The following is a 20665-nucleotide window of genomic DNA, read 5'->3' as shown; positions in this document are numbered from 1 at the left end:
TAGCACAGAGAGCTATTCTGAGATTACCGCTAATGGAATCAACTATGTCTTGCCTGCTTATTTGCTGACCTCAATCAGTATGGACTAAACTTAAAGTTGATGGATCATTTTGGAGAATAGGGCGTGAATTATGATAATCGAAATCAAGCAGGCCGTGTTCTAGCGGATTTGCTTAAGGATTATGCGGCAAGGACTGATGTGGTTATATTGGCATTACCTCGAGGTGGGGTCCCTGTTGCTTATGAAGTAGCGACTAAGTTATCGCTCCCACTGGATATTTTTATTGTACGTAAACTGGGGGCTCCTGGACATGAAGAATTGGCTATGGGCGCTATTGCGTCTGGAGGAATTGCCGTATTTAACCAGGAAGTAGTCAATCTATTGCATATACAAAAAGATGCCATTGATAAAATTAAAAAATCAGAACAAGAAGAGTTATCACGACGTGAGCTTGTTTATCGTGGCAAGAGACCTTTTCCTGAGTTATCGGGAAAAACTATTATTCTTGTGGATGATGGCATTGCGACTGGTTATACAATGCGAGCAGCAATTGCCGCCTTGAAACAAAAAAAACCGGAAAAAATTATTGTTGCAGTTCCTGTTGCGGCACAATCTACTTGTGATGAAATTGCGCCCTTAGTTGATGAGATTATTTGTCCAATGCGCCCAACTAATTTTTATGCAGTAGGATTATGGTACAATGATTTTTCGCAAACTACAGACGATGAAGTAATCGAGTTGTTGCAGCAAAGTTAGATATCCCAAGAACAAATTGTTACATTAAAGATACCATAACAGGACATATTGAAATGTTTTGTACTTCCTTTGGTGATAAATAGGTTCACTGATTACTTCTATTGTTTTAAATTCAAGTTGGGCTGTTGACAATTCTACTCGCTTGGCCAAAATCAATAGAACTTTTTGCAGTTGTAAACAATGAGGGGCAAGAGATGAATGATTTAGAGAATAAAATTATTTTAGTGACTGGGGCATCGAGCGGCATTGGTCAAGCTTGTGCCCGCTTATGTGCACAACATGGAGCTCGATTGATTCTCTGTGCTCGACGTATTGAGCGTCTTGAGGCTTTAGCCAAAGAGCTGAGCCAACATTTTGGTAAAGAACACTATGTTTTGCCTTTAGATGTGTGTGATCATGAGCAAGTAACACAGCAGTTAGGTTCTTTACCCAGTCAGTGGGACGCTATAGATGTTCTTATTAATAATGCAGGCTTAGCATTGGATACATTACCATTGCAGCAGGGGATTGAAGCGCATTGGGATATAATGATTGATACCAATATTAAAGGCCTACTTTATGTTAGCCGAGCTTTGATTCCTGGAATGTTAGAGCGGGGGCGTGGCCATGTCGTAAATATCAGTTCCATAGCAGGACATGAGTGTTACCCCAATGGTAATGTTTATTGTGCAACGAAACATGCAGTACATGCTATTTCAAAATCAATGAGACTGGATATGCTTGGTAAGCCTGTGCGTATTACTGAAATTGCACCAGGTGCTGTCGAAACTGAGTTTAGTGAAGTTCGATGGAATGATAAACAAAAAGCAAAAGAGTTTTATCAGGATTTTCACCCGTTACTGGCAGAGGATATAGCGGATGCCATAGTTTATTGTATCACCCGTCCACAACATATGGATATCGAAGAAATGACGATTATGCCCACTGTACAAGCATCGGCTAATCATTTATACAGAGAAAAGAAATAAGTAAAGATTGTGCAAAAAACGCACAGCCCCTGGGCTCGATAGTCTATTCTCTATACATATGGGTGGTGACTTTTCCGACTGAACCATTTAATAATTCCAAGTTGGGAGGTTGTTTTGGAGCGTGGTGTGCAAGCCTATGTGATGAATAGGAAGCCTAAAGCGCTACATAGATCTCCAGAGTGAATAAAACAAGAGGCTCAGGATCCGGAAAGCCTTCGCCCGTATAACAATACCCCTTCTATGCGCATTAAAATAAACCACTTTGATTAAATTTTGTTCTTGGCTTATAATTAACCTACCCATAATTAGATTTTATGAGTAAGAGTCAGGAGGCTATTATGAAAAAACTAATTATTTCAGCAGTCTTAAGTACCCCTCTCTTTTTAATTTCATTTCCTGCTTCTGCAGCTCTATCCCCTGCTCTTGAAAATCCAGCACTAAGGACAGATGCCTCAGTCGTTAATAATAATTTACCCACTGCTGGAACAAAGTATGCCTATTGGCATCGATGGCATCATTGGCATAGGTGGCATCATTGGCATCGATGGCATCGTTGGCATCATTGGCATTATTACTAATTTTTAAGATAAATCGCTTAAAAATTAATGAAAAGGAAGGGATTATGAACAGATTAATGCTTGCTTTAATGGTCTTAGGCACCATGTTCTTAGTAACAAGTTGCGTTACAGAACGTGTTTACTATACTCCCACCTATACTCCTGCATATGCCTATTCCGTTGGGTATTATCATACCAGTCCTTACTGGGATATTGATTATTACAATGATGATGATGCTTATTACTATGGTTATGACGATTTGGGAGATGTGGGTTACTGGGGTATGTATAATTCTTATCAAGTTTATTAGACCAAGAGCAGATCCTCGTGTGAAGCGAGGATCTATAAATCGCATAGGAATTTTTTTAATTATTCTTTGGCACGAGATACGTATTCACCTTTACGGGTATCTACTTTAATTAACTCGCCAGTTTGCACGAACAAGGGGACGCGGACTACGGCTCCTGTTTCTAAAATGGCTGGTTTGCCACCACCTCCAGAGGTATCGCCTTTTAATCCAGGATCGGTTTCAGTAATTTCCAAAATCACAAAGTTTGGAGGCGTAACCTGTATTGGCTCATTATTCCACAGCGTGACGATGCAAATATCTTGTTCTTTTAACCATTGTTCTGCATCAGCAAGTACTTCTTTACTTAAAGCATATTGTTCAAAATTATCAGGAACCATAAAATGCCATTGTTCCCCATCATTATATAAATATTGCATTTCTACATCGGCAACATCAGCTGAAGGTAATGTGTCACCCGATTTAAAAGTACGCTCTACAACGCGCCCCGTTTTCAAGTTACGAATTTTAATGCGGGTAAAGGCCTGTCCTTTTCCGGGTTTTACAAACTCACAATCGAGAATGGTACATGGGGCGTCATCAACCATTACTTTTAAGCCGTTTTTAAATTCATTGGTGCTATAAATTGCCATTAGTACTCCAGAGTTGAGATTTTGTTTGGTTTTAGTTAAAGTTCGCACAGTTTATCAAGTCTGTGTAATTAATGCGAGATACCTCTTTAAGTTGGCAAAAAAAATTGGCGCAAGGTTTTGCTTCAGTTAATGAACTATTAGCATTTTTAGAGTTGCCCTTATCTATTGGAAATGTACATGCTGAAAAGCAATTTCCCAGTCGTGTGCCTCTAGGATTTGCTGCGCGCATGCAAAAAGGAAATCCTCATGATCCTTTATTACTGCAGGTCTTAGCTACGGAAAATGAATTAACCGCAAGTGAAGAATACAGTCTGGATCCTTTAGAAGAACAGAACAGTAATCCAATTCGCGGATTAATACATAAGTATTATGGTCGGATTTTATTAACGGTAACTGGTGTTTGCGCTGTGAATTGTCGTTATTGTTTTCGCAGACATTTTCCTTATCAAGACAATAACCCTGGTCGGAATGGGTTTAAAGCGATTTGTGACTATATTTCCCAAGATCCCAGTATCACTGAGGTGATTTTGAGTGGCGGCGATCCTTTATTGGCGTCTGATTTGGTTTTAACGGAGCTCATAAAACAATTAGAAGAAATTCCTCATCTGCATACGTTACGAATCCATACCCGAATTCCCATTGTTTTTCCTGAGCGAATGGACGAGGGACTGCTTTCATTATTAAAAAATACACGATTTAACAAAGTGATTGTCTTGCATTGTAACCACGCACAAGAGTTAGATGATTCTGTACTACAGGTGCTTCAGGAATTACAGCATATTGGATGTTATTTGCTAAACCAATCGGTATTACTCGCAGGAATCAATGACGATGCTCGTATTCTAGCTGATTTAAGCCAAAAATTATTTGCTTATGGTGTCTTACCTTATTATTTACATAAATTGGATAAGGTAAAAGGAGCGGCTCATTTTGATTTAACTTTTGATGCAGTACAATCCATTTATAAGCAATTACAAAATCGCTTACCGGGATATTTATTGCCGCGATTAGTTTGTGAGGAGCCGGGAAAGCTGAGTAAAACGCTACTCATCTAAGAGATGCTTCAGTATCAGCATATAGGGTTAAGATGAATAAAGGACTTTTTTAAGAGATAAAGAATGAAAAATTTACCTGTGTTAACCCCGGGGGATTGGATAGAAATCATTGCCCCTTCATCTCGGAGTACTGATCGTCAATTATCCGAGTTGAAAGAATTATTGGAGTCCTGGGGATTAAACTGTATTGTTCAGCAAGATATTTTTGCTCGAGATTTACTCTGTGCCAATACAGATGAAATGCGGTTTAAGCATCTAAAAAATGCCCTTGAAAATCCTAAAACAAGAGCGGTTATTTGTGTGCGGGGTGGTTATGGTTCCACACGTTTAATACCGAAGTTAGCAGCAGTGCATCCTCCAGAAACAGCCAAAATATTTATTGGCATCAGTGACATCACTTGCCTTCATCTCTATTTGCAGCAACATTGGAATTGGCCAACAATACATGGTGCTGCAGCACCTGATAAATTTTCCAAGGAATCGATTGCGTCGGTACGTTCGATTTTATTTCGTGATGCACCCATTGCGTTCAATGATTTAACCCCAATGAACACACAGGCCCAAAAGGAGAGGTTTATCAAATCTCAGGTCACCGGTGGTAATTTGGCAATGATACAATCAGGGATTGGAACCTGCTGGCAAATCGACGGACGTGAAAAAATTATACTACTCGAAGAAATTGGTGAGCGAGGATATCGTGTGGATCGTATGCTGGAACATTTAAAGCAAGCCAATATTTTTACCCATGCTGCTGCCATCCTATTAGGTGATTTTCTCGATGGTCTTGAACCCAACGGGACTTCTTTGATTGATCCGGTCTTACAGCGTTTTGCTGAAAGCTGTGCGATTCCAGTATTAAGAATCGCAGGAATCGGTCATGGGCCTATTAATTATCCTATTCCTTTGGGAACTGAGGTCCATTTGCAATTGGGGGCTCACCCGCAGTTAACGTGTTTTCGATGACAGTGACTTTAATAAAGTTTTTTGTTGGTTAAGAAGCCCTTCTCCCGCAAGTGGCAGAGCGGCAGGCGTGAGGGTTCCTTAGCTAAAAGTAATATCCTCATCCCGCCCTGGCGGCCGCTAATTCTTCCCGTTAATCAAGGTGAAGGGGCTTATTAAACATAAGAGCAATTAGGGGAAGGAGAGAGGGATCTATTTCTGGCTCCAGCTAAACACGCACTATTTGTCTGTACACCGGTGCGATACACTCCATTTCTGAACCGAGATTTTTTAATAAGCTTTGTGTCGCAATCAATTTGGCATCAACAACAGCATCTGTTTCATAATGGTCATTATGATGCAAGATAAGTTGCTTTGATTTTGTTAAATGGGCAAATTCACTTATTTGCCTAGGGCATGAATGCCCCCACGATACACGTCCGGCATCGTATTCTTCATCTGTGAACGCGCAATCTACAATTAAAATATCTGAGTTTGTTGTAAACTCAATAAGTTTTTGTACAAAATCAGCGTCATATAAGGGATATGATTTATCATATAACTCATTATCAGTGATATAGCTTATGATTTTATTATTATATTGAATTTTATACCCATATGTGACACATGGATGCTGAAGTGCGATGGTTGAAATGGTGATATTACCTATTTCAAATTTTTGTTCTGCCACTAAATCATTATAGGAAATTGTCGAGGGTAAATTATCTATCTTAACTGGAAAATAGGTTCCATCCATCAGTCCTGAGAGTAACTTATGAACGCTTTTTACTCCTTGCGGTGGACCATAAAAACGAAACTGATTTCCAGGATGATACAATGGCTTAAAAAACGTTAATCCATGGATATGATCCCAGTGTTCGTGGGTAATGAAAATATCTGCTTCAATTTGATTTTGCTTTTTAGTGATTAACTCATTACCTAAAGGGATTATTCCTGAACCTGCGTCCAGTATAAAATTTCGTTCATTGACAAAATTTAAGGTGATACAGGAAGTGTGGCCACCATATTTAACAAAATTTTTTCCTGGTGCTGGAAATGCACCCGTTACACCCCAAAATTCAATATCTATCTTGTCCTCAATAATACGGTTAAGCTGAGCAGTAAATAATTCACGGTGGTTTGTTTGATAAATACAACCATGCGCACCCAATTGATAAGGGTTAATGTTTTTTTTGCTCGTCTCTAAAGATAGAATGATGGTTTTATAGGAAGTTGATTGAGACAGTTCTTTAATCTGTGCCGCTGAGATAGAGTGATCGATTAATACATAATCCGGTTTGAGTTGATGCACTTGAATGACCGCATCTGCCATATTATCGGTAGAGAAAGTGATATATCCTGCTTTTTTCAATTCTTTGGTAATTAACTGAATTTGATTTGAATCTTGATGTATCAGATAGATAGATATTGGTTTCTGCTGAGTATGAATTTCCATATTCTGACTCGATTTCTGCGGTTACTAGTATCTATAATTATGGCACATAAGGTAAGAATGGCTTGAACACTTTTCGATAGAAGGCTTATGTGATGGTCCATTCCGGCTAAATTAAACTTTCCTCTTCTTGATAGAGCTTAATTAGTTTTTCCTGCGCATTATTATTGCCTTGGTGTATGGGTTTATAACTTCCATCACTTTGCATTTCCCAAGTATTACTGTTGTCTTTAAGATAGTTCTTAATAATTTCCTGTTTGATGCGCTTTTTACAGCGTTCATCAAGAATAGGAAACATAATTTCAATGCGATGGTATAAATTTCTTTCCATCAAATCAGCACTGGAGCAAAAATAATATTCTTCTTCCTGGACACGAAAGTAAAATACTCGATGATGTTCCAGGAATCGTCCGATATAAGAAAGTACCCGTATGTTTTCTGAAATGCCTGGTATTCCAGGTTTCAGACAACATACCCCGCGCACAAGCAAATTGACTTTAACCCCTGCTTGAGATGCCTTGTATAAAGCTTGAATGATGGTTTTATCGGCTAATCCATTTACTTTGAGGAGAATTTCCGTGTCTCCTTTTTTTAAAGCGGCTGCAGTGCATTGCTCAATGTATTGCAGCAGCGTTTTTTGTAAGGTAAAGGGTGAATGGCTTATCGCCTTAAGTTTGACCGCTTTACCAAGTCCGGTTAATTGTTGAAAAATAATTTGAATATCTGAAGTAATTGTTGGTTCACACGTTAATAAACCCAAGTCGGTATAACGTTTTGCCGTGTACTCATGGTAATTTCCCGTACTTAAATGGACGTAACGCTTTAGTTTTCCGTGCGCCCTACGAACAACAAGAGTCATTTTGGCATGGGTTTTATACCCTACAACCCCATAAAGCACCAGAATTCCTGCCGCATGTAAACGATTTGCTAATTTCAGATTGGATTCTTCATCAAAACGTGCCCGCAATTCAATCACGGCAGTTACTTCCTTACCTGAGTGGGCGGCATCAACTAAAGCATCCACCATCACTGATTCGGAGCGAGTACGATACAACGTTTGGCTAATTGCCAAGACATTGGGATCACTGGCTGCCTGTCTTACAAAATCAATAACTACCTCAAAGCTTTGATAGGGGTGGTGCAACAGAATATCCTCTTCATCAAGCACATTGAATAAATTTCGTTCTGACTTAGGAAATTGAGGATATTGTGCTGTGAAGGGTGGGTAATTTAAATCAGGCCTATCAATACTGTTAATGGCAGTTAGATGGCGTTGTATATTAACGGGGCCATCACAATAATAAGTATCTTCATGCCGGAGATGATATTTTTGCAATAAAAAATCAACAATTTTGTCTGGACAATTTTTTTCGATTTCAAGGCGAACCACATGGCCATAATGGCGAGAGAAAATCTCTCGTTGTAGTGCTTTGGCTAAATCATCAATTTCTTCCTCTCGCAAGAACAAATCACTGTTTCGGGTCAGGCGAAAAGAATAGCAACCACTAATTTCCATGCCAGGAAATAAACTGTTGACATGCGTCGTAATAATCGAGGAGAGATGAACAAAATAATGCGCATCTCCGCATAACTCTGATGGTAAATGAATGATCCTGGGAATCGATCGAGGTGCATGGACTACTGCATAATTAATGTTTCGGTCAAAAGCATCTTTGCCACTTAATGAAATAATAAAGTTTAAACTTTTGTTAATCAGCTGTGGTAAAGGATGGGCCAAATCCAGTGCTATGGGACTTATTACAGGTTGAATCTCGTGCTTAAAGTAGTGTTTTGCCCATAAGTGAATGTCATCAGTCCATTGTTCGGTATCGAGGAAAAAAATTTTTTCTTTGCTTAAAGCCGGAAGGAGTTGTTTATTAAATATTGAGTAGAGTTGGTCGATAAGTTTATGTGTTTTTTGGCTGATCAGGCTGAATGCTTCTTCAGGACGAAGCCCATCAATCGTTAATTTTCCTGAGGACATGGCAATTTTTTCTTTAAGACCTGCAACCCGTATTTCAAAAAATTCGTCAAGATTGCTGCTGCAAATGCTAAGAAAGCGCATTCTTTCTAGCAAAGGAACGCGTTCATCATTGGCCAACATGAGAACTCTCTGATTAAACGCAATAATCGAAAATTCTCGATTAATATAATATTCTGGATTATCCAACCCTATTTCCAAGAGTAACTCCATTTTTTTATCCCATCACCACGCTCAACGATAAGTCAAATAGGGCATCTGCTCGCAACTGTGACTTTTCCCCTAAAGCATTCAAAATGTGGTGCATATTATTTTTTACCATCATAACATAGACATAGTATTTGCTATGCTAATATTCTTGTAATCTTACATCTCACTTTACTCAACGAACTAGAAAAAAACAAACCACGATAAACCCTATAAACCCATAAAAGGGTGATAAATTCCAAAAAGTTAAAGCGAGAAAAAAAATGAAACAACATAGTGCGATGGGAATAGAAAAATACATCCCTACAACTCCCTGAGCAACAGAGTAGCTGGCCGCTGCAAGCAAAGCTAACGCACCATATTGTACCCCAATCATTATCTTACGCATTCCAGGACCATTATGACTGGTCAGCCAATGATATCCAGCGAGAGCCATTAATAATCCTGGCAAATTGAGGCTAAGCACGGCAAGCAATAAACCTGTAATTCCAGCAGCTTTATACCCTATGAGCGCTGATAATTTAACACCGGTTAATCCTGGAAAAATAAAACTTGAACCCACCATGGCAATAAATTCTTCCTGTCCTACCCAGTGTCGGTAATCAACGGCCTCATATTCCAACAGTTTTAGCATGGAATTACCGCCTCCTAAGGAAATAAGGCCAATTTTTCCAAAGCTTAGGATAATATCTAAAAGGGTTCTTAGCATAATTTCAATAAATTTTTCAGGAATGCTACATATTCGCAGGAAACAGGTTCATTCAGCAAGTGCTGGGAAATGGTCTCTACTAAACGACGCGACTTTCCTTCGATGCACAAACTAAAATAAATCTTGTGAAGAACCTCAAGACGCGCCAGTTCGATTTTTATTGTGGGGGTAGTTGGAAATTTGTAGATAAAGGCTTCTTTTTTAACATAAATTCCTACCCCTTTCGTTTCAATATCAGGGATTATCTTTTGTAACTCCAAAGGTAGGGACTGCTCCTGAAGAGGGTTAATGATTATTTTTGCACCATAACCCACGGCATGCTTTGCATGTTGGAGCAAGGGTTTATAAAGCAACTGCTCATGGCGTTTTTTGATATTGTAATTGCAGCCAGGCAGCAAATAATAATAATCTTCTTTATGCTTCTGCTTATAATTAGCTAAATCAAGTAATGAACCGTCAATCGTATTGAGGATGATTATCTCGCTGTCCGGCCAAAAATAACGCATCTCCCATTTCAAATTTTCGTCCTCTTTATCGACAAAAATTGCCAGAGGCGCGCTTGCTTTTGGGGTAAATTCGAAATTCCAAACCAAACGTTGGTTCATAGTCAATTGCTACTCGCAAAATAAAGAGTATATACTACACCTTTATTATGCAAAGCAAGGGAAGGTATTGATATTATGGGCATTCTGTTTTTTTTACTTTATCTGATCTTTACCCTAATTGTTCTCTATAGAGCAATGAATCCATTAGTTTGGGAGTTGGGGAGCGTCTTTTATTTAATCGTAGCGACGTTTGCTATTGGCCTGCCGTGGATAGTCGGCTTTATCCTTTGGCTTGTAATAATTGGGGCATTACTTGTCGTATACCTCGAGCCTTTACGTGCGGCGATTGCAGATTTCATCTATAAAAAAGCAGGCAAGTCGATTCCCAAATTGTCCAAAACAGAAGAAGAAGCACTCAATGCGGGAGATACCTGGTTAGAACAAGATATTTTTACAGGAAAACCCGATTGGGAGCGATTGGCGAATGTATCTACTGCACTGACGGCAGAGGAACAAGCCTTTCTTGATAATGAAACACAAACTTTATGTGGCTTGATCGATGAGTGGGAAATTAGTCAAACCCGTGATTTACCCGAAAAAGTTTGGGATTACATGAAGGAACAAGGATTTTTTGGCTTGGTCATTCCCAAAGAATACGGGGGTAAAGGCTTTTCAGCGCGCGCTCATTCTGATGTGGTGATGAAAATAGCCACTCGTTCCGGTGTCGCAGCAGTAACGGTAATGGTACCTAATTCCTTAGGCCCAGGTGAATTAATTAATTATTATGGTACGGAAGAGCAAAAGACTCATTATTTACCCCGTCTTGCAAAAGGTATTGATATCCCATGCTTTGCTTTAACTGAACCTGGAGCAGGCAGCGATGCTACTTCCATTCAGTCCAGCGCCATCGTGATGAAAAAGAAAGTTGATGGCAAAATGGTGCTTGGCTTAAGCATTACCTTAGATAAACGTTGGATTACTTTAGCTCCAGTAGCAACCTTAATAGGCCTTGCGGTGAATGTAAAAGATCCCGACGGTTTATTGCAAGGGGAAGGAACGGAGGGAATTACCTGTGTCTTGATTCCACGCGACACTAAAAATCTTGAAATTGGCAATCGCCATTTACCTTCTGATCAGCCATTTATGAACGGTACTATACGTGGCAGAGATATTTTTGTGCCCATAACCACAGTGATTGGTGGTCAGAAACGTATCGGTAATGGTTGGCAAATGTTGGTTGAATGTTTATCGATTGGGCGATCTATTTCTTTACCCGCACTGGGTGCAGGTACTTCCTCGGCGTGCTATTTGGCAACCAGCGCTTTTGCGCGCATACGTTGCCAATTTAATGTAGAAATTGGCCAGTTTGAAGGGATTGAAGAAAAACTTGCAGAGATTGCAGGCTTAAATTATTTAATTAATTCCAATCGATTATTGACCGTGGCGGCTGTAAATGAGCATAAGAAACCTTCGGTCGCCTCCGCAATTGCTAAATATTTTAATACTGAACTCGCACGATTAGTCGTGAATGCATCTATGGATGTACATGCTGGGCGTGCTGTAGTAGTTGGTCCGCGAAATTATTTAACCAATTTTTATAATGGAGTTCCTATTTCCATTACCGTGGAAGGAGCCAATGTGATGTCACGGAACTTGTTAATTTTTGGACAAGGCTCAATGGCATGTCATCCTTACATACGCCATGAATTTTACGCTATTTCCAATCAGGATAAAGAGGCTTTCAGAGAGGTTATTTGGAAGCATATTCAATATTTCATGCAAAATTTTGCCAAAACAATTTGTTCCGCCTGGACTGGTGGTATATTTATTAAGGCTCCCAAGCTTAAAATGAAGCGTGAATATAAACGCTTAGCACGACTTAGTCATGCTTATTCATGGCTAGCAGATTTATCTTTGATTGTGTTAGGGGGAGATTTGAAACGTAAAGAGCGTCTGTCAGCTCGTCTTGCTGATGGAATGTCTTATCTTTACATGGCGATGGCTGTTTTGCGGAATGTGCAATTGAATGGCGAAAGTCCTGAAGATCAAGTGCATGCTCAATGGGCTGTTTCTTATTGTTTTTATCATGCACAACGAGCAATGATGGCATTGTGTTACAATTTCCCATCTCGAGTTTTAGGTGGTTTTGCACGGATCTTGGCATTTCCCTTTGGGCAAACAATGCGTTATCCCACTGATAAGTTGGATCAAAAATTAGCGCGTTTGATGACTCAGAATAATCAGTATCGAGACCGATTGAAGAACATCGTCTACCTGAGCGGCGATCCGAAACAACCCATAGACAGAGTGGAGCATGCCCTACAACAAATCATACAAACCGATGAACTTGTCAAAAAAATGGGTGATTTAAAAAGGGTTAAATTTGGTAAATTAAAAGGCAAACTAAAAGAAAAGGTTGAAAAAAAGGAATTAACTCAAGAGGAAATGGATGCATTACTCGCAACGGAGGCCGCTCGCTGGGATGCCATTTTGGTTGATGAGTTTACTTTTGAGTCAATGAAAAACCAATCATTTAACTCAGTCATTGATGCAATTAAGTCGCCCTTTATGCATGATGATGCTCATCATTAATGTGTTTGGGTTGTTTTAAGAGCACTGTATGAGTGTTATCCAGAAAGAGACCAAGAGTGGTTCGGACTTTAGTCCGAGCCACTGCAGCGAAGACAACGTGTTGGCACGCCTAGGTTTACATACGATCAAGTCACCCTTAAAAATTTGCGGATTGATTTAAAAAGCAAAGCAAGCAGATAAGAGGGAGAAGATATTTACAAATTTTTAACAGGATGCAAAAAAACTAGTGCACCTAGAGGTTGCTTTGCTTTGCTATAATTAAGTCAATGTGATAATTAAATTTGCGTAGTGAGATCAATTTATGGAAGCTAAAACAATATCACCAATAACCCAAGCTAAAGATGTAACATTGCCCACTAGGGAAGATCTGTTAAGAGCAATGAAAATTGCGGAAAACTCTCCAGAAGTAGCTCAATATTTAAGCAAACGAGTTCATGAAATAGCGGAGAAATCAAGATTATTAAATAAATCACCAGAGGCAAAAGAAACTACGCAACAAATACTCAAAGCAGTGGATGAGTTTGCTCAGCTCGTCAGCTATAAATATCCTCCGGACTCGCAAGTTTGGTCGGGTAAGGAACCAACGAGTTCTACCATCAACATGCAAGAGGGAATTGCAAAACAGGCTGCTACTTCATTGGCGCAAAAAAATTATCCAGGTATTCGATTCGATTTTGCTATCAGCGAGACTGGGCATTTTGTCCGCGGATATGCTTCCACTGAAAAAGGAGCTTCTCAATTGGATGAAGGGACTATTGAAACTTTAGATAATTTGTTTAATGCATGGTTAGCTGACAAACATAATGTTGCAACAGAAAATGGTGATTTCTATTACATGGATGAAAAGGGACAAAAGAAAGATAAACTGAACGTAGAAGAAGTGGAAAAACTATTATCCGATTCGGCACAAGAATATAAGGATTACTTAAAAGGAAAAGGACTTGAGACCGAACTTGTTTCTCGACAACGTGATTATCCAGGCGAGCATAGATTGGAAGAGACGAAGAAAAAAGCGATAGACAAAATTATTAAAGCGGAACAGGAAGTCGAAGAAAAGTTCGAAGAAAAGGTCGAAACCGAAGTTCAACCTACAAGTATGGGGCGTTCTTAGCGTAGGCTGTTTTCAGGAGTAGTTCACTTCTCGAAAAAAGCAGGGTGTGCACCGCTATAGAATCAAATCTGATTTTAGGGGATCAACAAGTTACTGGATTAGTTGCGGCTACCAGTAACTGTTAAAATGAGGTAATTTATTATCTTAAATTTGATTCACCGCATGGAGCCTTTCTAGAGTACCTATGTCATACCACAGGCCATTATAAACATCAGCAGTTGCTTTATTTTGTGCGGCATATTGTCGGATTAATGGTGCGACGGAATAGCGCCCTTGTTGGCAGAGGCTAAATACTTGAGGGTGATAGCAGCAGATTCCTGCAAGAGTATATTCTCGATTTGTATTACTGAGCTGCGTTTGATTGATTAACCCAAAGTCCCCATGATGATTAAGTGATGGATTTTTAGTGACTAAAATCACATGAATTGAAGGGGTATTTTCAAACTGCAGCTGAGAAAAATCAAAATCGGTATAGATATCTGCATTGACTGTAATAAAAGGCTTAGTTCCTAACAGTGGCAAGGCATTGACGATGCCACCGCCCGTTTCTAATCCTCCTGGAGGTTCAGGTGAGTAACAAATTTCGACTCCCCATCGTGCCCCATTTCCCAAATGCTGGCGAATTTTTCCTCCAAGATAGGCATGGTTAATCACTAATCGTTCAAAACCCGCTTTTGCCAAATTCACGACATGATGTTCGATTAATGGTTTTTCTTTAACAATACACAGCGCTTTAGGATTAACATCGGTAAGTGGTTTCAAACGCTCACCACGGCCCGCAGCCAATATCATCGCAGTTTTCATGGTAAATAAACTCTCATTTGCAGAAATCGGAAAAATGGGTGCAATTCTTCATAAGTCTCTGCACATTCAAGCACGTAGTTTAAAGTTAAAGGCAGATCTTTAAGATATCCAGGTTTATGGTCGCGCAAATGCAATCGACAAAAAATGCCCAACACTTTTAAGTGTCTTTGTAAACCGCAAAGATCAAATGCACGGATAAATTCAGGCAAAGAGTAATCTTGAGTTAATGCGCTGTGAGTGTGAAAAAACTCAACCCATTCCAGTACTTTACTCCTTGGCCAGGAAATATAACAATCTTTGAGTAATGATACCAAATCATAAGTGAATGGGCCTCGCATGGCATCTTGAAAATCAATAACTCCCAAGTTTGGTAGTTCGGTATGATCCTGTAAGAGCATTAGATTGCGAGAATGATAATCACGATGAATAAAAGTGAGTGGTTGCTGAGCTACTTCTTTGGCAATCCACTCCATAGTCTGTTGGACTAAAGTGCATTCACTTTGATTGAGATCTAAAGCAAGATATGCTTTAAAAAACCATTCGGGGCATAAACTCATTTCTTTAAGCATATGCGCTTCATCAAATGGAGCAAGCAGTGGGTCATCAATTGAGCAAGTTTGAATTTTAAACAAAGTTTTGATGGCCTGATGATAATGATCATTGACTGTTTCAGGCTGAAGAACATTTAAAAGAAGTTCATCGCCTAAATCGCTTAATAGTAAGAATCCGTCTTCTGGATTCACCGCAAGCACTTTGGGGGTGTGAACATCCGCTTGTTGCAGCGTCTGCGCAATATGTATAAAAGGTTTTAGATCCTCTTTTTCTGGGGGAGCATCCATCACAATCCGCGTTAGTCCATTATATCGAAGACGAAAATATCTTCTAAAACTGGCGTCCCCAGCCAAAGGAGCTAACTGAAAATCCTGTTGCTTTAGAGTATGAATTAACCATTCTTTCAGTGCGTTTTCTCGTTCATGCATGGTATACTTCCCCATCATTATTTCTGGTTGTAACATAATAACTAAGACCCCTCTCTCGTTTTTTAAGAGAGGATAAGATCGTCGTAAGAACTCTACTGCACGATTCTCAATGCGAGTACGACGATTCAAAGTAATTAGTTACATATTTTGTGTGCATAATAAGGCATTTTATTACTCGTGAACAAGATTTCATTTAAATGGTTCTTGATGAGCATATGTTCCACACTGCTCATTTTACTCATGGTAATCTATCATGCGTTAGCCTATTCTGCTTCTTTGATTAATGAACCCGTACAGGCGTGTGTCATAGCGCGTGATGTCGATTTAACCGATGCGATACGTGCAAAGTTTGCTCAATGCTTGGGATGGCAGGCAGATCAAAGTTCCCCTATTTGTCTTGGATCGTATCAGCCGATCACGGTGGCGCCACTTGCTCAACCTGATGAAATAAAAATCATGGCAGATCGTGTTTCGTTTTATCAAGATAAACCTTCAACTTTGAGCGGACATGTAGAAATCCAGCAAGATCAGAGAATAGTCAATGCACAAACTGCTTATGTATATCGGGATCCACAAAGTAAACAGATCACAAAAATTGAGTTCTTGGGTAACGTCCATTACCTGGAACCCGATAAATTATTGATTGCTCGTAAAGCAACAATTAATCCTCAGGATAAATCGGGTCAAACTGAAGATGTACTTTATCGTTTCAACATGAATAAGCATGCTGCTTTATTACCAGCATGGGGGCGAGCGAGTCTGATGCAGCGTTTTCCTAATTCAGACTACTTACTGCGTCAGGCGACATATACTACGTGCGCACCACAAGATAAAGCTTGGGATATTGAGGCCAAATCCATTGTTATTGATAATAAGAAAAAAATCGGTGTTGCCAGAAATGTTACGTTGCGTGTCCATGATTGGCCACTACTTTATGTTCCTTATTTAAGTTTTCCTACGACTAAAGAACGTAAATCCGGTTTTTTAATGCCTTTATCAGGATATTCTAATGTAGGGGGTTTTGATCTAGGGATTCCTTATTATTGGAATATAGCACCAAACTATGATTTGACGTTAACACCGCATGTTTATACAGAACGTAATGTCATGTTGAGTGCTGAGTTTCGCTATTTAACGGCACACAGTGTAGGTTTAGTGACGGGTAGTTTTCTACCAGATGATGCGGCTTATCGGAATTTTCTGAATAGTCATGCAGCTGAATTCCCTTCATTTAAAGATAAATCAAATAACCGATGGTTTTTCGGGTTTCTTAACACCACGCAATTGAATCCTAATTTGCGGCTCAATGTGAATGTTCAACAGGTTTCTGATGACTATTACTTCCAGGATTTCAGTACCAACCTGGCTCTAATTACCCAGCGACAGTTATTGCGGCAAGCCGATTTAACGTATTCAACAGAGCATTGGACCTTTAGAAGTATGGTTCAAAGCTTTCAAACCCTACATCCGATTAATGAGACTCCTATAGCTGATCAATATGAGCGCTTGCCGCAATTATCTGCTCGTGGGTATTACTATGATTTGCCGGCACAGGCGAATTTAAATGTATTGGGACAATATGATCAGTTTTTTTGGCCAACCTCAAAGCGTCAGATTCGTGGAATAGATCAAGCTTTGGAAACCGGCCAATTTTTTGTAAGACCACCATCCTCAGAAATGGAAATGCCCCAAGGTCCACGATTTCATCTTAATCCCATGCTTTCTTTGCCGCAAAGAACCAGTTGGGGATATATTACGCCTTCAGCTGAGTTCGTCGAAAATTATTATCAGGTGCAAAATAATTGGAATGATACCCATACGGACTATAATCGCTTTATTCCACGTTTCAGCACTCAAGGTGGTTTGTTTTTTGATCGGGGCTTTACTTGGCTGGGGAATTCCTACACGCAAACTTTAGAGCCCAGTTTATTTTATTTGTATGTTCCATTTTATAATCAAAACCAGCTGCCTATATACGACACTGCTAATATGATTTTTAATTTTGATCAACTTTTTAGAACCAATCGCTTCTCAGGGTTTGATCGAATTGGTGATGCGAATCAACTATCTTATGCACTCACCTCGAGATGGTTATCAGAAAGCACTGGAATTGAATTGGCCAGTCTTTCAATTGGGCAAATTAAATATTTTACTGATAGAAAAGTTCAGCTATGTCGTAACCAAACGGGTGATTGTGTTGCTAATCCACTTGAAATTGGACAATTGTCTCCATTTTATGGTGTTTCTCCAATCGCTTCTCGAGGAATTTATCATTTCGGCCCATTTTTAAAAATCCTCGGTGATTATGTATGGGATCCGGCTACTTCAGCAACAAACAATGGTGCTTTAAACTTGCATTATCAACCAAAGCCAAATGCAATTATTAATATAGGATATACCTATTTATATAATGGAGATGTGACCTCGGTTCGGAATAATGCAGGGGTAGATAATGCCTTACACCAAGGGACTGTCTCCGTTTCCTGGCCAATCAGTGATCGATGGAGTACGCTTGGGGCATACAGTCACAACATTAGTAAGGATTACGGTATGATGTCCCTATTGGGGATGCAATATGATAGTTGTTGTTGGGCTTTACGAATTTTGGGTGGAAGAACCTTTAAAAGTTTAAATTCAGAATTTTCACCCCAATATAACAACAATATCTATTTGCAAATCTTATTAAAAGGCTTAGGATCAGTAGCAAACAGCGATCCCGGAAGTGTATTGAATACTTATATCCCAGGATACAGTGATCCATTTCGTCGTTAAATAAAATAGTGGAAAACAAAGTCGCTTGTGTTTTGGATAAAAATAACCTAAATTGCTCGAAAAAAAGTGAGTAAGGATTAAGGCATGTATAAAAAAATAGCCCTAGTATGCATATTGTTTGCTATCGTTGGTGTGGCAGAGGCCAAACAAGTATTAGATAAAGTGGTTGCAGTCGTTAATAATGGAGTGATCACCGAGAGTGAACTGAACAAACAAGTTGAATTAACGAAAAAACAAATTATAGCTCAAAAAATGCAGGTTCCTGCGGCCGCTGTGTTGCGTAAACAAGTACTTCAACACTTAATTGATGTTAATGTGCAACTGCAAATGGCAAAACAACATGGTCTGACTGTAGACGATACAGAACTGAACCAAGCGATTGAAAAAATTGCTGCGATGAATCATGCCACTCTTACTCAGCTGCGCGAAGAAATTGCGAGACAAGGTATGAGCTGGAATGAATACAGAGAAAATATTCGTAAAGAAATGCTTCTTTCGCACTTACAGCAAAAAGCGGTAGGAAGAGACGCGATGGTTACGAATGAACAAGTGGAACAGTATCTTAAAACAGAAGGTGGTATAGTCGATCGAACAGCACTTACCTATCATCTACAAAATATAGTTATTCCACTCAATGAAGAGCCCACGTCAGAACAAGTCAAGAAAGCCAAAAGCAAAGCTGAATTCTTGTTGACGAAAATAAAGAAAGGAGATGACTTTAGTCGACTGGCTATAGAAAATTCAAGTGGTGAATTTGCGCTGGAAGGTGGGGATTTAGGTGACCGTCATTTAGCAGAGTTGCCGGAGTTATTCGCAAAAGAAGTCGTCAACATGAAAGTGGGACAAGTAGTTGGCCCATTACGTGCAGGTAATGGCTTTCAGTTAATTAAACTGGTTTCGATTGGCGGCGAAAATCAACATCATATTATTACAAAGACCCATGTTCGCCATATTCTTTTAAAACCCGATCCAAGCATGCTTCCTGAAGATTCAAAGAAGCAAGTAAATAATATTTACCAACAAGTAAAGGCTGGTAAAGATTTTGCACTCATGGCAAAGCAATATTCCTTGGATTCAGCCAGCGCTGTCAAAGGTGGTGATTTAGGTTGGGTTGCACCGGGAGTATTAGTACCCGAATTCGAAAAAGTTATGGATAAGCTGGCGGTAAATGAAATTAGTCCTCCTGTTAAATCACAATTTGGTTGGCACATTATTCAAGTACTTGGCCGTAAGCAAGAAGATGATTCAGAGGCTTTTAAAAAGCAGAAAGTACGACAGTTTCTACAACAACGTAAGTTTGCTGAAGCAGTCCAAAATTGGCAGCAACATATCCGTTCAGATGCGTACATTAATATTATCGAAAAGGAACTGGCGTGAAGCCAATACTCATTAGCAGCGGAGAGCCAGCAGGAATTGGTCCAGATTTATGCTTGGCTCTGGCAGAATATGATTATCCAATAGTGATTCTAGGTGATCTGGCTGTTTTAGAAGCAAGAGCAAAAGAATTAAATCGAACTATTTCTTTTACTGCATATCAAAGCGGGCACTCGGTTGAACCTAAGCGTGGTCATTTATTTGTAATCCCGGTCAACTGTCCAACCATTGTCCAAAGTGGATGTCTCAATTCTAAAAATGCTGCTTATGTGATTGAGTTACTTCATCAGTCTGCCGTATTGTGTGAGCGTGGTGAATTTTCTGCATTAGTTACAGCACCAGTGCACAAGGCAAACATTAATGAGGCAGGTATTCTATTTAGTGGACACACTGAGTTTTTTGCACAATATTACAAAGCAGATGATGTCGTCATGATGCTGGCGTGTCATGAGATGAAGGTCGCTTTAGTGACTACCCATCTTCCCTTATATAAAGTACCTGAAGCAATTACTTCAGATTTAATTGTGAAGGTTATTACTCAGGTACATCAATCATTGATTCGAGATTTCAATATTAAAGATCCCTGCATTAAAGTAGCCGGCTTGAATCCGCATGCAGGAGAATCTGGATATTTGGGCCGAGAAGAAATTGAAGTAATTACTCCCGCTTTATTTTTGTTAAAGAAGAGGGGTATTAATGTTCAGGGACCTTTACCTGCTGATACCATGTTTATTAAGAATCATCTAAGCGATTGTGATGTTTTTGTCGCTATGTATCATGACCAAGGATTACCTGTAATTAAGTATGCGGACTTTCATAATGCAGTCAATGTAACTTTAGGATTGCCAATCATAAGAACTTCAGTAGATCATGGAACCGCTTTGGAATTAGCCGGTAAAAATTTATTGGATGCTGGTTCAAT

General features: G+C 39.4%; 18 protein-coding genes (1 of these 18 running past the window's edge). 11 read left to right on the top strand and 7 right to left on the bottom strand.

Annotated features, from left to right (window positions below; translation table 11 throughout):
* Positions 1–123 precede the first annotated feature (123 nt).
* The 4 genes from ACF8MK_RS03075 to ACF8MK_RS03060 all read left to right on the top strand — a co-directional run bounded on the left by ACF8MK_RS03075 (position 124) and on the right by ACF8MK_RS03060 (position 2592).
* On the top strand, positions 124–756 hold the full coding sequence (locus tag ACF8MK_RS03075; RefSeq protein ID WP_392538104.1) for a phosphoribosyltransferase: 633 nt from the start codon (positions 124–126) through the stop codon (positions 754–756).
* Between the two features lie 194 nt (positions 757–950).
* Positions 951–1724 (top strand): SDR family NAD(P)-dependent oxidoreductase, encoded by a 774-nt coding sequence (locus tag ACF8MK_RS03070; RefSeq protein ID WP_392538103.1) that lies wholly within the window; start codon positions 951–953, stop codon positions 1722–1724.
* Positions 1725–2062: 338 nt separating this feature from the next.
* A complete protein-coding gene (locus ACF8MK_RS03065; RefSeq protein WP_392538102.1) occupies positions 2063–2302 on the top strand; it encodes a hypothetical protein in 240 nt (79 codons plus the stop codon).
* Between the two features lie 44 nt (positions 2303–2346).
* The gene (locus ACF8MK_RS03060; RefSeq protein ID WP_392538101.1) at positions 2347–2592 is read left to right on the top strand and encodes a hypothetical protein; all 246 of its coding nucleotides are present in this window, start codon (positions 2347–2349) and stop codon (positions 2590–2592) included.
* Between the two features lie 59 nt (positions 2593–2651).
* Here the strand turns inward: ACF8MK_RS03060 and efp are convergent, their stop codons facing one another.
* A complete protein-coding gene (gene efp / locus ACF8MK_RS03055; protein WP_265702102.1) occupies positions 2652–3221 on the bottom strand; it encodes an elongation factor P in 570 nt (189 codons plus the stop codon).
* Between the two features lie 71 nt (positions 3222–3292).
* Here efp and epmB point away from each other — a divergent pair, with 71 nt between their 5' ends.
* Positions 3293–4276, top strand: a complete 984-nt coding sequence (gene epmB, locus ACF8MK_RS03050) for an EF-P beta-lysylation protein EpmB (RefSeq protein ID WP_265702103.1) — start codon at positions 3293–3295, stop codon at positions 4274–4276.
* 63 nt (positions 4277–4339) lie between these two features.
* A complete protein-coding gene (locus ACF8MK_RS03045) occupies positions 4340–5239 on the top strand; it encodes an LD-carboxypeptidase (RefSeq protein ID WP_392538100.1) in 900 nt (299 codons plus the stop codon).
* A gap of 205 nt (positions 5240–5444) precedes the next feature.
* On the opposite strand, the gene ACF8MK_RS03040 is transcribed toward ACF8MK_RS03045, so the two are convergent.
* The 4 genes from ACF8MK_RS03040 to ACF8MK_RS03025 form a co-directional block, all read right to left on the bottom strand.
* Entirely contained in the window at positions 5445–6671 is a 1227-nt protein-coding gene (locus ACF8MK_RS03040; RefSeq protein WP_392538099.1) for an MBL fold metallo-hydrolase, read from the bottom strand.
* Between the two features lie 106 nt (positions 6672–6777).
* Positions 6778–8862, bottom strand: coding sequence for a polyphosphate kinase 1 (ppk1, locus tag ACF8MK_RS03035; RefSeq protein WP_265702106.1), 2085 nt, complete (start codon positions 8860–8862; stop codon positions 6778–6780).
* Positions 8863–9031: 169 nt separating this feature from the next.
* The gene (locus ACF8MK_RS03030) at positions 9032–9565 is read right to left on the bottom strand and encodes a chromate transporter (protein ID WP_392538098.1); all 534 of its coding nucleotides are present in this window, start codon (positions 9563–9565) and stop codon (positions 9032–9034) included.
* Positions 9559–10170 carry a hypothetical protein gene (locus ACF8MK_RS03025; protein ID WP_392538097.1) on the bottom strand — a complete coding sequence of 204 codons (612 nt, stop codon included), beginning with the start codon at positions 10168–10170 and terminating at the stop codon, positions 9559–9561. The genes ACF8MK_RS03030 and ACF8MK_RS03025 overlap by 7 nt, the downstream gene beginning before the upstream one ends.
* Positions 10171–10245: 75 nt before the next feature.
* On the opposite strand from ACF8MK_RS03025, the gene ACF8MK_RS03020 reads away from it, so the two are divergent.
* Complete coding sequence (locus ACF8MK_RS03020; protein WP_392538096.1) at positions 10246–12702, top strand: acyl-CoA dehydrogenase; 2457 nt, start codon at positions 10246–10248, stop codon at positions 12700–12702.
* A 301-nt stretch (positions 12703–13003) separates the two neighbouring features.
* On the top strand, positions 13004–13813 hold the full coding sequence (locus tag ACF8MK_RS03015) for a hypothetical protein (RefSeq protein ID WP_392538095.1): 810 nt from the start codon (positions 13004–13006) through the stop codon (positions 13811–13813).
* 144 nt (positions 13814–13957) lie between these two features.
* Here ACF8MK_RS03015 and murU read toward each other — a convergent pair whose 3' ends face one another.
* Together murU and ACF8MK_RS03005 are read right to left on the bottom strand one after the other, a co-directional pair.
* Positions 13958–14617 carry an N-acetylmuramate alpha-1-phosphate uridylyltransferase MurU gene (murU, locus tag ACF8MK_RS03010; protein ID WP_392538094.1) on the bottom strand — a complete coding sequence of 220 codons (660 nt, stop codon included), beginning with the start codon at positions 14615–14617 and terminating at the stop codon, positions 13958–13960.
* Complete coding sequence (locus ACF8MK_RS03005) at positions 14614–15597, bottom strand: aminoglycoside phosphotransferase family protein (protein ID WP_392538909.1); 984 nt, start codon at positions 15595–15597, stop codon at positions 14614–14616. The genes murU and ACF8MK_RS03005 overlap by 4 nt, the downstream gene beginning before the upstream one ends.
* Positions 15598–15804: 207 nt before the next feature.
* Between ACF8MK_RS03005 and ACF8MK_RS03000 the strand changes: the two genes are divergently transcribed.
* The 3 genes from ACF8MK_RS03000 to pdxA form a co-directional block, all read left to right on the top strand.
* Positions 15805–18369, top strand: coding sequence for an LPS-assembly protein LptD (locus tag ACF8MK_RS03000; RefSeq protein WP_392538093.1), 2565 nt, complete (start codon positions 15805–15807; stop codon positions 18367–18369).
* Positions 18370–18453: 84 nt separating this feature from the next.
* Positions 18454–19746, top strand: coding sequence for a peptidylprolyl isomerase (locus ACF8MK_RS02995; protein ID WP_392538092.1), 1293 nt, complete (start codon positions 18454–18456; stop codon positions 19744–19746).
* Positions 19743–20665: the 5' portion of a 4-hydroxythreonine-4-phosphate dehydrogenase PdxA gene (pdxA, locus tag ACF8MK_RS02990; protein ID WP_392538091.1), read on the top strand. The gene runs 55 nt beyond the window's last position; only the first 923 of its 978 coding nucleotides appear in the window; its start codon is at positions 19743–19745; its stop codon lies off the right edge, out of view. The genes ACF8MK_RS02995 and pdxA overlap by 4 nt, the downstream gene beginning before the upstream one ends.

It is taken from the genome of Legionella sp. 227, assembly GCF_043161935.1.
Taxonomy (GTDB): Bacteria; Pseudomonadota; Gammaproteobacteria; order Legionellales; family Legionellaceae; genus Legionella; species Legionella sheltonii.
Note: the sequence above shows the minus strand (reverse complement) of the source record. Positions and strands in the feature narration are given on the sequence as shown.

What these genes read in the sequence shown, in the direction of transcription:
- ACF8MK_RS03070 (WP_392538103.1), top strand. Translation starts at nt 951, where the DNA reads ATGAATGATTTAGAGAATAAAATTATTTTAGTGACTGGGGCATCGAGC.
- ACF8MK_RS03065 (WP_392538102.1), top strand. Translation starts at nt 2,063, where the DNA reads ATGAAAAAACTAATTATTTCAGCAGTCTTAAGTACCCCTCTCTTTTTA.
- ACF8MK_RS03060 (WP_392538101.1), top strand. Translation starts at nt 2,347, where the DNA reads ATGAACAGATTAATGCTTGCTTTAATGGTCTTAGGCACCATGTTCTTA.
- efp (WP_265702102.1), bottom strand. Translation starts at nt 3,221, where the DNA reads ATGGCAATTTATAGCACCAATGAATTTAAAAACGGCTTAAAAGTAATG.
- epmB (WP_265702103.1), top strand. Translation starts at nt 3,293, where the DNA reads ATGCGAGATACCTCTTTAAGTTGGCAAAAAAAATTGGCGCAAGGTTTT.
- ACF8MK_RS03045 (WP_392538100.1), top strand. Translation starts at nt 4,340, where the DNA reads ATGAAAAATTTACCTGTGTTAACCCCGGGGGATTGGATAGAAATCATT.
- ACF8MK_RS03040 (WP_392538099.1), bottom strand. Translation starts at nt 6,671, where the DNA reads ATGGAAATTCATACTCAGCAGAAACCAATATCTATCTATCTGATACAT.
- ppk1 (WP_265702106.1), bottom strand. Translation starts at nt 8,862, where the DNA reads ATGGAGTTACTCTTGGAAATAGGGTTGGATAATCCAGAATATTATATT.
- ACF8MK_RS03030 (WP_392538098.1), bottom strand. Translation starts at nt 9,565, where the DNA reads ATGCTAAGAACCCTTTTAGATATTATCCTAAGCTTTGGAAAAATTGGC.
- ACF8MK_RS03025 (WP_392538097.1), bottom strand. Translation starts at nt 10,170, where the DNA reads ATGAACCAACGTTTGGTTTGGAATTTCGAATTTACCCCAAAAGCAAGC.
- ACF8MK_RS03020 (WP_392538096.1), top strand. Translation starts at nt 10,246, where the DNA reads ATGGGCATTCTGTTTTTTTTACTTTATCTGATCTTTACCCTAATTGTT.
- ACF8MK_RS03015 (WP_392538095.1), top strand. Translation starts at nt 13,004, where the DNA reads ATGGAAGCTAAAACAATATCACCAATAACCCAAGCTAAAGATGTAACA.
- murU (WP_392538094.1), bottom strand. Translation starts at nt 14,617, where the DNA reads ATGAAAACTGCGATGATATTGGCTGCGGGCCGTGGTGAGCGTTTGAAA.
- ACF8MK_RS03005 (WP_392538909.1), bottom strand. Translation starts at nt 15,597, where the DNA reads ATGCATGAACGAGAAAACGCACTGAAAGAATGGTTAATTCATACTCTA.
- ACF8MK_RS03000 (WP_392538093.1), top strand. Translation starts at nt 15,805, where the DNA reads ATGAGCATATGTTCCACACTGCTCATTTTACTCATGGTAATCTATCAT.
- ACF8MK_RS02995 (WP_392538092.1), top strand. Translation starts at nt 18,454, where the DNA reads ATGTATAAAAAAATAGCCCTAGTATGCATATTGTTTGCTATCGTTGGT.